This is a genomic window from Pseudoalteromonas sp. SG41-2 (assembly GCF_014164535.1).
Classification (GTDB): Bacteria; Pseudomonadota; Gammaproteobacteria; order Enterobacterales; family Alteromonadaceae; genus Pseudoalteromonas; species Pseudoalteromonas rhizosphaerae.
In genome coordinates, this window is sequence record NZ_JACJFK010000051.1 from 1 (window position 1) to 11,573 (window position 11,573).

The window sequence follows — 11,573 nt, forward strand, 5'->3', positions numbered from 1 at the left end:
TAAACAAGCCGCGTTTATTGATGTGTACCGAATCGGCCCGCAAAGTGCTATTACCGTGGCGGATGAGGTTAAAGAATTCATTGAAAACCAGGAGAACCTAGAACCTAGAGGGAATTTTATGAAACTTGAAGATATCCGTCGTGAGTATTTGCAAGATGCTCTGAGCGAAGAGAATTTACTTGATGATCCATTCAAGCAATTTGAAACCTGGCTTGAGCATGCGGTAGCTAGTAAGCTGCCAGATCCAACGGCGATGGTGGTGGCAACGGTTGATGAAACCGGTCAGCCTTCGCAACGTATTGTGTTGTTAAAGCATCTTGATGATAACGGGTTTGTGTTTTTTACCAATACCGGCTCGCGTAAAGCACAAGAGCTTAAAGGCAATAATAAAATCTCTTTGCATTTTCCGTGGCACCATATGGAGCGCCAAGTGATTGTTTATGGTGAAGCACAACCACTGCCAACTTCAGCGGTTGCCAAGTACTTTTTGTCACGTCCCAAAGAAAGCCAGTTAGCTGCATGGGCTTCAAAGCAAAGCCGTCCTGTATCATCGCGTAAAGTGTTGATGGAAACTTTTGCTAATATGAAAACCAAGTTTGCTAAAGGCGAAATACCATTGCCAGATTTTTGGGGGGGATACTGTGTTGTGCCAACAAAAATTGAGTTTTGGCAAGGTGGTGCACACCGCCTGCATGACCGTTTTATATATCAGCGTCAAGCTGATAACAGCTGGCAAATAACGCGTTTAAACCCATAGTTTATTATGGCGTTTATTGATTCCCACTGCCATTTAGATTTTACTGAATTTGATGCCACCCGCACCAAGCTAATTCAGCAATGTCAGCAGCTGGGGATCGAAAAATTGATCGTGCCGGGGATCACTTTGGCACAATCTCTTTCTTTATGCGCTTTTGCTAAACAGCATTCTGCAGTGCGCATCGGTGCAGGTTTACATCCTTACTTTTTAGCAGAATATCACCACAGTCATTTAGCCAAACTGACTGAGTTTACTGTGCAACATCGCCAGCAATTGGTCGCTATTGGCGAGTGTGGTATTGACCGCAGTATTGACGATATTGTTTTGCAAACTCAGATATTTGAGCACCATATCGATCTTGCTAATCAGCTTGAATTGCCATTGATTGTGCATCATCGACAAAGCCATGACCTTATTGCACAGTCATTTAAGCGCTGTAAGCCAAAATATGGTGGTGTTATACATGCTTTTTCAGGCTCATTACAACAAGCACAGTATTATATTAAACAGGGTTTTAAACTCGGGGTGGGCGGGGTGATCACTTATCAGCGAGCACAAAAAACACGTTCCGTTGTTGCTCACATAGCACCGGAGCACTTACTACTTGAAACAGATGCACCTGCAATGCCGTTAGCGGGCTTTCAAGGGCAAATAAACACGCCGTTACAGTTACCCCTAGTGTTTGAGCAGTTATGTCAATTAAAGCAGATCACAACACCTTATAAGGCTGGTTTTCAAAAGCAGCTTTATGATTCGTGCTCAGAACTTTTTCGGATATAACGATTTACTTGCCAGCGCTTTAAACCACGGCCTAATTGCCAAGTAAAAATGCAGGTTATCACTAGCATTAGTAATACTTGGCGGCCTAAGTCATGAAAGCTGCTATGACTGGTTGCTACTGCTGAGCGGGTCAAGTAAGTTATTGCAACAAATCCTAGTGGGCGATCGTCATCACTGATTATCGGTTCAACAAACGGGGTTTTAAGTTTACTAATACCCGGAGTGGAGTTGGGCAGCTTACCTAAAATATGGTGAGCTTGCCAATTATCACTACTGGCGATAAGTATGCCTTGCTGATCATAAATCGTTGCAGCCAGTACAAACTCATCTTTGCTTATGCTGTTACATAAGGCTGTTAATTCAGGTTTGTTTTTTTCAAGTAGCGGCGTTTTGGCATTGAGAGCCATAAAACGAGTTAAGCTTTTTGCTGTGCTGTCGGCACTATCATAAAGCAACTGGTGGCTTTGAAAACTACCATTAACAGCAACCCAAGTCAGCAATACAAAGCATGCCGCAGCAATACTTAATCGCACTAGGCGTTGCCTAAGAGATGCTGAAATAGGGTCTTTAAGATGGTTATTTTTCATAGTCACCGTTTACGCTGCTGACAGCTTTTGTTTTTGATGTTACAACTAAGCGTAACTATAACCTTAAATCCCCCTTTATGGCGAATTAATACCAATCGACTTAAATATTTAGCCTTTCTAGCGTGCTAAATAAAGCGCTAACGGCGTTATAATTTTTTATGTAGAACAACTACATATCAAAGTTTATGCCTTGTTATCACTCTATTTATCCGTCGCTATAAATGACCAATAACCTAACACGATTGATATAATTGTTATTTTACAGGGGAGACATTAGTATCATTTTTGGAGTTATCATGACATTGGAGCGCTTTGCGAGCCTTTCATCAGAGCAGTTATCGGCACAGTTGTCGTTAGGTATGTGGTATCACTATCAAGATGCTTTATTAGTACCAACAAGCTTACCAACTGATCCGCAAGGAATGTTTAGTATTGCTTTTGCAGGGGACTTTAGCGGCCAACAACTAGCTAATATAATTAACTTTTTAGCTCAGCAGCAGTTTATTGTCAGTGCATTTTGTCGTTATCAACCAGAGCCAAACTTAAGCCCCGCACTGTGTTTTTACAGCGAGACACCAAGTCCAAGCATTAATCCTTTGGTACTGAATGAATTTGCTCATCCATTGGGATTTCAACTTGTACAAGTTAGTAAGCCACCGATTTTAACTAAGCCCGGTTTATTAGTCATGGATATGGACTCAACCGCCATTACGATTGAATGTATTGACGAAATCGCAAGGCTTGCTGATGTATATGATGATGTCGCTGCGGTAACCGCACAAGCGATGGCTGGTAAGTTAGATTTTAGTGAAAGCTTACATCAACGAGTCGCTAAACTTGCGGGTATTGAGCAAAGCTTAATTGATGAACTAAAAAATAGTTTACCATTAATGCCAGGGATCAAAGCACTATGCCAAGTGCTAAAACAGCATAATTGGTATTTAGCCATTGCCTCCGGTGGCTTTGTACCGTTTGCTGAACAAGTGCAAGAACTGCTTGAACTAGACGAAGTACATGCCAATGTTTTGGAATTTAAAGATAATAAGTTAACAGGTAAAGTGCTAGGCACGATTGTTGATGCGCAGCAAAAAGCCGTGGTGTTGAGCCAATTACAGCAACGATTAAATTTACCTACGCAACAAACAGTGGCGATTGGTGATGGTGCGAATGATTTGACCATGATGGCTGCGGCAGGACTCGGTGTTGCCGTACACGGTAAACCTAAAGTTGTTGAACAAGCCCAAGCTGCAATTTGCCAAGGCTCGCTATTACAATTGTTATATTTACTAACTATTCCTGTTGTTAAGTAACAGATTTAAGTTAGCCGTTTAAGCCAAATCTGTTTGCGCTTATTCATTTGTTCTACCAGCTCTGCGGTAAAGTCCAAATGACTAAGCGTTTCATCTGTTACATCAACCATGTCACCAACACCTGTGACTGCCCACAGTGCCTCTTCAAGATCTTTTGCTTTATGCAATGCATATTGGCTTACGTATTTTAGTTCGTTAGATAAATAATCAGTATCAGGGCGGCCAGTGCGTGAAATATAAATACGCATTATAAAGAGCAACTCAGATTTAAGACCTTTCTTTAAAAAGAGTAACTGTGGGGCATAATCTTCGCCAGCACTGCACTTGCTTTTTATAGCGTCTTCAATGGTTGATTTTTTAGGATCAAAACGAATAAATAAAGTGAAAGGTAACGGTGGATCTTGACGGCTGCGATCTTTTATAAGCGGTGTGATCACGCCATTGAGTTGCTCTGGCGATAAAAAAGCATCAATGCTGGTGGTATTATTAAGCAAGCCATAGTTTTGTAAAATGATATGCAATGGGCTAGGGTACAAGCCTTGACCGATAGCTCCTGTTTTAAAATGTGTAGCTTCTTTATGTAAATAAAACGGAAATTGGCAAACACTTTTAGTTACCATATTTCGCAGCGCTGTCGATAATCCTGGCACCTTTGGCGCTTCTTCAGATACTTTTAATTTATCTTTATTATTTTCAATTAATTGCGTAAAAAACTTTACCCCTTCGTGTGGGTTATCAGCAATACGTAAGGCTTTTAAGTTGATAGTGGTAAACGATTTACTAACCGCCATCACTTCGTACTTTAATTTACTCAGCGTATGCTTCTTGGTTATTTTTTGCAGCTCAGGCAAGCTTAATTCAACAACTTCACCTTTTTGAAAAGTAACCGGTTGGTCACACTCAATTTGCAAACCCATTATCGAAAAATCACGACTATGAGCGGTATGTGTTTGCTCATCCTGAGTTGTTAATACTACATCTGTTTTATACAAGTAGCGTTTATGTGAGCGAAGATTTACATACTCTAAATCAACGGTTTCAAGCTTTGGTGGGGTTTTATGTTTACCGTGACCAAAGCGCTTGAGCTGATTAACTATACTTTTGTCGTAACTAAAGCTTTGGTAATGGGTTTGTTCAGCGTCTGTTCCTACAGCGGTTAAAATCACAAGATATTTTACGTCTTTGATCATTCCTTGTACGCGAGGCGTTGGTGGCTTGTTCAATTTTTCAATATCTTTGCCGGCGGTATTTGGCAAGCTCAACGGAATATATGAATCTTCAGGATGGCTTGGCATTAACTGTACTTTAAAGCATTGCCAGCTTTCTTTTTGACTACCAAAACCAAAAAATAATGCGCTTAATTGCGGCTCTGCAGTCAACTCAGTGCGCGTTGCTGAGTAATAATATACTTTTCCAGCAACCACGTGCGTAAAGGTATATAAATACTCTTCTTTAACTGGGGCTGGGTTACTTAATAACTGAGCTAAGCGTTGCTGATTTAAAATGGTGTATAAACATGACAACTTTCGCTCATCACAAAAATAACGCTGAATAAAGATATTGTTTTCAGTGGTCAGCACTAAACTTGGGTAGAGTTTATCGTTTTGCAAACTAAAAAAAGTAAATAACGAGGTAACACGGGGAATATAATACTGCTCATAGCCTTTTGAGACGACTGCATCTAAGGTGTTATCTAAATTTACTTTATAACGACGCTTATTGCCGTGAATAAAACTTTCTAAAAACTCATCAAATTTTTCGTTATTTTCTATAAAAGTACGTTTTAAGCGAATGTGATTAAATTCCGAAGAGATTTTCTCAACTGCAACAACTTCATATTGAATACCGTTTTTTAAACCTAATTCAAAATCTTGCTCAAGACCAACTAGGCGCAGTCCTAATAACTGCCCTTTTTTGACTTGATAGCGCGGTGAGAGCTTTATTTTTGCGCCACTTAAAGAGATATCTGAGGTGGTTGCTGCAATGGTGTTATCTTTGCTGAGTTCTACAGTGATTTTGATTGAATAGTTCATCCGTTCTTCACGGCGACTTTCATAAGAGGCAAATTTAATAACTTGGCAATCTAATTTTTGTTCATTCTGTAACTCAGGTTGCTTAGCTTGTTCAGCAGCTTTTTTTTGCATTACACGATGGTTATTATCGGTGTTCATTACTGCTTCGTAAACAGCAAGGGTATAACCACCATGACGTTCTATGGCTTGTTCAAATACCGCAATGGCGGTTTCATCCATAAAGTGTTGTTTGCCTTCATACTCATAAGGTTTAACTTGGCCTGTTACTTGGCCGCGTAAATCAATAAAGCGGGCGATAGGTTGTGACAAGCGCGACATTTCCATCTTGATCAAGAACTGCTCAGGTTTTGTTAAACCCGCTGTCTTCGATTTAAAGATCGTGTCAAATTTGGCATTACCTAAATATGATTTAAGCTCATCAACTAAACTTTCATATTTAAGCAGAGTGTCTTCAGTCATTTATAAAACCATCACCGTCTATTCTAAAAAGTTGGTATACTGCACATGTATTTACACACTCACTTGGTTGCTGGTTCGCAGCATGTGGGGTGTAATGAGTTACCATCTTTAATTTTTATTATTATGAGATTGCCAAATAAATGGCTCATTACTTTAGTTTATTAATCAAAAAAGCCCAAGCTCAAAAGATTAAGCAAAAAGTATGCCCTAAAGTAAAAGTGATAAACCTTGCTTTTTTATATATCTCGATTGTGGCGTTGAATTGCCTTATTGGCAAGGTCAATATTCAGCGCACCATAACGCAACCAATAAATTAAAGATCATCCTAGTATGGACATAAATGATTTCAAAATGACGAAGGTAGGCAAAAGTTAATGGCAAAAGCGGCAAAAATAGAGTTTGTTTGCACCGAATGCGGAATGAACTACCAACGCTGGCAAGGACAGTGTCGCTGCGGCGCATGGAATACCTTAGCCGAATTTAAGCCCTCAGCAGGGCAAACTAAAAAAGCAGCAACGCGCAGCGTTGTTGGCGGCTATGCTGGTGGCGTTGGCGGTGGCTCGAAAAAAATTAATGACATCGCAACCACCGAAGCCGAAAAGCAACTAACCGGTATTGGTGAACTTGACCGAGTATTATCAGGTGGCGTGACCACAGGTTCTGTGAATATTATTTCTGGCGATCCCGGAGCAGGTAAAACGACTTTATTATCGGATTTAGTCGCGCGCATGTCACAGCGTATGCCATCACTTTACTGCACCGCAGAAGAGTCGTTATCGCAATTTAAAAACCGTGTTAATCGCTTAAAACTCGATTACAACCCAGACGAATTGTATTTGTTATCAGAAACCAGTGTTGAAACCATTATCGAAGAGCTTGAAAAAAATAACATCAAGTTTGCAGTAATCGATTCTATTCAAGCAGTTGTTACTGATACCGCAAACGGCAGCCCAGGCTCACCGTCACAAGTTAAAAGTGCCGCGCAAGCGCTTACACAGTACTGCAAGCAAAATGACGTCACTATGTTTATTATTGCCCACGTAAATAAAAATAATGAAATAGCGGGGCCGCAAACTTTAGTGCATATTGTTGATGCGTTATTACATATCGACACGAACGATGGGCAAATACGTACCTTGCGCGCCAATAAAAACCGCTTTGGTGACATTGATACTGTAGGCATTTTTAGAATGTGCGAACGCGGTATGCTAAGTGTTGATAACCCCAGTGAAATATTTTTATCGGGATCAAGTACCGACTCACCCGGTTCAACCATTACTTGTATTCGAAAAGGTAACCGCAACTTGTTGCTCGAAATACAATGTTTAACCACCGAAACCGAGGCGGAGTTTCCACAGCGAGTGTGCGTAGGTTTAAATATGAACCGAATAAAAATGCTCACTGGTATTTTACGCAAGCACACTAAAACCAAAATCTTTCATGATACGTTTTTTAATATTGTTGGCGGGCTGAGAATTGATGAAACCGAAACCTGTATCGATTTAGCCTTAGTGACTGCCTTACTCAGTAGCTTAAATGAGTTTGTTGTACCGCGTACCACCTGCATAATGGGGGAGCTGAGTTTAAACGGTGACGTACGGCCAATCGACAGTGGCGTGCCACGCGTTAAAGAAGCTGCCCAACATGGTTTTACCGAAATATTTATTCCATTTCGTAATTACCATAAATCAATGGAAGGGCTGGGCGCTAAAATAACCCCAGTTAAAACAGTGCATGAACTGCTAAGTTTAATTAATTAGCCACGCTCAAAAAAGTGCAAATCAATTTGCACTTACTTATGCTAGGCCTTATCAAAGGTATTATTGAATGATACGCTTAGCAAAATCTTAAGTCTAAAGCCGTTAGAGACTAAGCTAAATAACAACGGTGATAATAGAAATCGTAATAAGGAAATAGAATGAAAAAACTCGCAATTGTTGCTGTTGTTGTCGTTGCGGCTATCGGTGGTGTTAGCTATGCAAATCATGCACTGACTCAAGAAGTTAAAGTAGAAGTTGATCGTCAGCTTGCATTAATGAGCCAGCAAATGGGTGTAACAGCCAGTTATGAAGATATTTCGGCCAGCGTGCTTGGGCAAAGTGTTGAAATATCAAATATGCAAATCACTGGGTTTGATCAGCAGCCGGTTGCTAATATTGCGAGCATTGAAGTGGCGGGATACGAAGTAGATAAAATTGCTCCTCGTACCGAGTTGAGCATAAAAAACTTTACCTTCAGTGAGCATTTTTTAGCGCAGTTACCACCAGACGCTAACAATAAACTCGCTGCTGCTAGTTATGATCTTCATACATTGATGAACTATGATGAAAAATCAGGTGATAGTGATATCGACTTTGCGCTTAATGCTAAAAATATTGTAGGCCTTAATTTTAACCTCGGTCTAGCAAAGTCAACCGCATTGATGAATGCTTCATTGGCGCTGAGCAAAATGCAGCAACAACTAGGTAGTCAACAGCCGACTTTAGAGCAGCAATTACAGCAACAAACCTTACTAATGGAGGCGCTTGCAGAGCTTGAACCACGCAGCATCGAAATTGCCCTCAATAACGAAGGTGAATTTAAAGCACTCGTCGAACAAACGCTTGAAAAGCAAGGTATGACGCTGGAGCAAATGCAGCAAATGGTCAACATGCAGCTACAACAAGCGCCAGTCAGCGAGGAGCTGAGTGAAGCGATTAAAAACTTCACGCAAGGCTTAAGCTCATTAACCGTGTCAGCAAGCTTGCCAGAAGGGCAAACCATGACCGAAATTAACCAACAGATCTTCACCCTAATGGGGCAACCAGAAGAATTAGCAGAGTTTATAAATTTAAAAGCGAAGGGCGAATAGATCGTAGAGCTATAAGTTGTAAGTCTTAAGCGGTAATTTTAAGACAAAATACAGTTTTGAGTAATTTTAAAGCGCGAGATAATCTCGCGCTTTTTTATTGGCGATTCGGGAGAGGGACTAGTATTTAGGCGCTAGGAACTAGGAAAAACCAAAGCAGGTCGGCGTAAAATTTATTATCGTAGGTTGTGGTTCAGAGCAACGAAACCCAACGGTGAAAATTAAAGTTTAGAGATTGTTTCAAGTGGGAAACTGACGTTGATATAGGTTTAGGATAATAACTCATTGAATAATCAAGCTGTTGTTTGCTCCCATATTCAGGAACATGAGCGACACGCGTATCTTTATCTGCTTTATTTTCCTGTATTCATAAACAGTTTTGATTTTTTTTAACAACTCGCGGGTTTATTTCTTGTGATTTACAATAACAAAATAACAACAAAGATAAATCCCTTGATTTACATTTAGATACAGAGTTAGACTGAAAGTATTAAAAAACTCAAAGGATTTTCTGTCTGCAACTTGTGGGTTTAGATCCTTTGAATAAGCTGTTAGGTAACTATGAGAATCTGGTTATTAATTTTGTCTATTTATTCCGTAAGTGCATACGCGGACAAGCCCACTTTCAAAAACTGTGAGGCGAATTTATGTGAAGCTCTTTTGACAAAATTGTCGAAAGGCATTCCACATTTTGTTGAACAAATTAATACAGGCAAAACTCTTAAAATTGATCATGATAAAGTCGATGCTATCGAACAAAATGAAAATCTATTTAAAGTTTGGTCTTATGGTTCGGGGTACTATCATATTAAATATAAATGTTTCGAAGGCGTGCCTTGTATGTTTACTTGGAATGGCACGCGGACAATTCATTGATGCCGTTACCTAACAAGCGCCTAAACTCCGACAATGTTAAGTTGTCATGGTTTTGGCAAACAACGCAAAAAGCCATGCCAACACATTGCGTGTTAGGCGGGCGTTAGCTCTCACAACAAAAATTCAACATTGTATTAAATATGAATATTGAAAAAGAAAAAGAACGGTTATCACAGCAAAAAATGCTTGATTCCATCCTTCATGAACCAAAACCAACAGAAATGTTGACTGTCTATTTCTCTGACTATGGAAGTGGAGATCATAATTATGGTATTTATTGTGCCCTAGTTCCGATAGATCAAAAGAAAGACGTTCTCTCAAATTATACATGGGATTTGAGCATTGGGTCAGGGGTTCCGGGTTCTTGTGTATATTATGATGAAGGTGTGGAAACTCCTGAATATCACAGGTTCGGGAGTGATAATGGTATTGAGCCTTTAGTTATCTGTAGAGATTTTCATGGTTTCAAAGATGACTATCAGGAAATATCTGAAGAGTTCCGGTTATTTCACAATCTATATCATGATCAAGTTAATAATAAATATATAAAAATTGATGATGATGGCAATGAAACAATTGTTATTGAGATAAATTCAAATCATATACGAATACGCTCAAAGGAGTTGAAACAGTTTCTCGCCATAAAAGAGATGTTTTTATCAATCCAGTTTGATTGTAGAGAGCACTCACGAGCTTCTGAAAAGGAACTATCTCTTGAAGGAGACGAATCATCCGAAGAAACTGAGTTTCATATATGGACACTTGCATATGGTGATTTTGGTGGTGTTAGTGAACATCAAGCGTTTTCGAGATTGCTGGGTAAAAAGCTTATAACCCCATTTCCTAAATCAAAAAGTGGCTTATATGGGTTCACTAAAGAAGAACCAAAGAAATATGTTGACTTCATTATAGACTCGGATGAAGTAGGAGATGATGTATTATACAATTCAAACCCTGACTTTCTATCCAACTTTTTCGGTGCAAACCCAGAAGCACCAAACTATCTAACAGCAGTCCACTTTAAAAAAGAGGTGTTGGATAAATACTATGGAAAACCAAGTAAATATTCAGTTAGTGACTCTAACCTGAGCTGCGCAAGTTTGTGGGGGCTTCAGATAGATAATCATCATGATGGCAAGGTGTGTGTTTGGCTGGGTGATTTAGGTAGAGATCTTCCATATGAAGAACAATTACATTGGAGGTCATACAATGTACCGCCATCTGGTGGTGTAAGCGAAACTTATTTTAAACGCCAAATAATGGCACAATTTACTGACTCAGATCGCTTAGAGCATGTTTTTAAATCTAAATATTCTGAATTACAAAAAGTTAGTACTGATAACTTGGGATGGAGTTTATTACTCCCCTTAAATGATGAAGATAGTCATCACTTTGAATGCCTAAGAATTCCATCAACAAACGAACAACGTGATTTTGATGATCTCGTTCTGGGTCTTACCAAAGTCCTCATAGATTCTTTAAACGAGAAACAATTAAATAAATTTATTGAAAAAGAATCGAGAGGAAGTATAAAAGGTGGTATATCTCGCTTAGAAACTGCTCTCAAAAATAATTCAATAGAAGAGTATGAAAATCATATTCAATTTTTAAGGAAGCTTCAAAACCTTCGCTCTAGTAGCTCAGCTCACAGAAAGGGCAGCAATTACAAAAAAATTGCAACTGAGTTTGAAATTGGTAGCAAGGATTTGATTTCAGTATTTGAAGGCATATTAGCCAAATCAGTAGATTTATTGGCTTATTTCATAACGGTATGTACCTCTGGCGAAATGAAAGAGAGCTAATCGGGTAGCCGGAGGTCTCTAACCTCCAGCCCCCACACCACCCATCATGCGGGTCCGCAATGGGCGGTTCATCTCCCGTAATGAATATTGATCCAAATACCTCTCAGTGACACTAAACCTT

At 39.6% G+C, this 11,573-nt stretch carries 8 protein-coding genes; 6 read left to right on the forward strand and 2 right to left on the reverse strand.

Annotated features, from left to right (window positions below; translation table 11 throughout):
• Positions 1-118 precede the first annotated feature (118 nt).
• Both pdxH and H5186_RS21830 read left to right on the forward strand, forming a co-directional pair.
• On the forward strand, positions 119-757 hold the full coding sequence (gene pdxH, locus H5186_RS21825) for a pyridoxamine 5'-phosphate oxidase (protein WP_145235507.1): 639 nt from the start codon (positions 119-121) through the stop codon (positions 755-757).
• A gap of 6 nt (positions 758-763) precedes the next feature.
• Entirely contained in the window at positions 764-1,537 is a 774-nt protein-coding gene (locus H5186_RS21830) for a TatD family hydrolase (RefSeq protein ID WP_182759226.1), read from the forward strand.
• On the opposite strand, the gene H5186_RS21835 is transcribed toward H5186_RS21830, so the two are convergent.
• Positions 1,504-2,124, reverse strand: coding sequence for an AhpA/YtjB family protein (locus H5186_RS21835; protein ID WP_182740876.1), 621 nt, complete (start codon positions 2,122-2,124; stop codon positions 1,504-1,506). The genes H5186_RS21830 and H5186_RS21835 overlap by 34 nt on opposite strands.
• Before the next feature lie 296 nt (positions 2,125-2,420).
• Between H5186_RS21835 and serB the strand changes: the two genes are divergently transcribed.
• The gene (serB, locus tag H5186_RS21840) at positions 2,421-3,434 is read left to right on the forward strand and encodes a phosphoserine phosphatase SerB (RefSeq protein WP_182794983.1); all 1,014 of its coding nucleotides are present in this window, start codon (positions 2,421-2,423) and stop codon (positions 3,432-3,434) included.
• A gap of 5 nt (positions 3,435-3,439) precedes the next feature.
• Here serB and H5186_RS21845 read toward each other — a convergent pair whose 3' ends face one another.
• Positions 3,440-5,926: a PilZ domain-containing protein gene (locus tag H5186_RS21845; RefSeq protein ID WP_182794984.1), complete on the reverse strand. Its 2,487-nt coding sequence runs from the start codon at positions 5,924-5,926 to the stop codon at positions 3,440-3,442.
• 374 nt (positions 5,927-6,300) lie between these two features.
• Here H5186_RS21845 and radA point away from each other — a divergent pair, with 374 nt between their 5' ends.
• The 3 genes from radA to H5186_RS21860 all read left to right on the forward strand — a co-directional run bounded on the left by radA (position 6,301) and on the right by H5186_RS21860 (position 11,452).
• Positions 6,301-7,686 (forward strand): DNA repair protein RadA, encoded by a 1,386-nt coding sequence (gene radA / locus H5186_RS21850; protein WP_145235514.1) that lies wholly within the window; start codon positions 6,301-6,303, stop codon positions 7,684-7,686.
• A 158-nt stretch (positions 7,687-7,844) separates the two neighbouring features.
• On the forward strand, positions 7,845-8,777 hold the full coding sequence (locus H5186_RS21855) for a hypothetical protein (RefSeq protein WP_182762616.1): 933 nt from the start codon (positions 7,845-7,847) through the stop codon (positions 8,775-8,777).
• Between the two features lie 1,013 nt (positions 8,778-9,790).
• Entirely contained in the window at positions 9,791-11,452 is a 1,662-nt protein-coding gene (locus H5186_RS21860) for a hypothetical protein (RefSeq protein WP_182794985.1), read from the forward strand.
• Positions 11,453-11,573 lie beyond the last annotated feature (121 nt).

What these genes read in the sequence shown, in the direction of transcription:
- pdxH (WP_145235507.1), top strand. Translation starts at nt 119, where the DNA reads ATGAAACTTGAAGATATCCGTCGTGAGTATTTGCAAGATGCTCTGAGC.
- H5186_RS21860 (WP_182794985.1), top strand. Translation starts at nt 9,791, where the DNA reads ATGAATATTGAAAAAGAAAAAGAACGGTTATCACAGCAAAAAATGCTT.
- H5186_RS21845 (WP_182794984.1), bottom strand. Translation starts at nt 5,926, where the DNA reads ATGACTGAAGACACTCTGCTTAAATATGAAAGTTTAGTTGATGAGCTT.
- H5186_RS21830 (WP_182759226.1), top strand. Translation starts at nt 764, where the DNA reads ATGGCGTTTATTGATTCCCACTGCCATTTAGATTTTACTGAATTTGAT.
- H5186_RS21835 (WP_182740876.1), bottom strand. Translation starts at nt 2,124, where the DNA reads ATGAAAAATAACCATCTTAAAGACCCTATTTCAGCATCTCTTAGGCAA.
- serB (WP_182794983.1), top strand. Translation starts at nt 2,421, where the DNA reads ATGACATTGGAGCGCTTTGCGAGCCTTTCATCAGAGCAGTTATCGGCA.
- radA (WP_145235514.1), top strand. Translation starts at nt 6,301, where the DNA reads ATGGCAAAAGCGGCAAAAATAGAGTTTGTTTGCACCGAATGCGGAATG.
- H5186_RS21855 (WP_182762616.1), top strand. Translation starts at nt 7,845, where the DNA reads ATGAAAAAACTCGCAATTGTTGCTGTTGTTGTCGTTGCGGCTATCGGT.